Source organism: Pseudomonas sp. Pdm06 (genome assembly GCF_014851795.1).
In the GTDB taxonomy this organism is placed as follows: Bacteria; Pseudomonadota; Gammaproteobacteria; order Pseudomonadales; family Pseudomonadaceae; genus Aquipseudomonas; species Aquipseudomonas fluorescens_AA.
On record NZ_JACVAH010000059.1, the window covers coordinates 1 to 303 of the forward strand.

At 70.6% G+C, this 303-nt stretch carries 1 protein-coding gene; it reads right to left on the reverse strand.

Annotated elements, in window-relative coordinates:
• The coding region (locus IB266_RS30545; RefSeq protein WP_192264460.1) for a condensation domain-containing protein at positions 1 to 303 on the reverse strand (303 nt) is incomplete at both ends.

Consider the following 303-nt stretch of genomic DNA (forward strand, 5'->3'; position numbering starts at 1 on the left):
TGCGCAGGGCCAGGGTGTTGACGAAGAAGCCGATCAACGCCTCGGTTTCCCGGCGTGGGCGGTTGGCGACCGGTGTGCCGACCACCACCTGCGGCTGGTTGCTCAGGCGCGAGAGCAGGATCGACCAAGCGCCGAGCAGGGTCATGAACGGGGTCAGGCCCTGTTGCTGGCTGAAGCGGCGCAAGCGGCTGCTCAGCGGCGCGGGCAGTTGCAGGGCCAGCGCGGCGCCTTGGTAGCTTTGCACCTGGGGGCGCGGGTGGTCGCTGGGCAGTTCCAGCAGCGCCGGGGCGCCGTCCAGGTGGA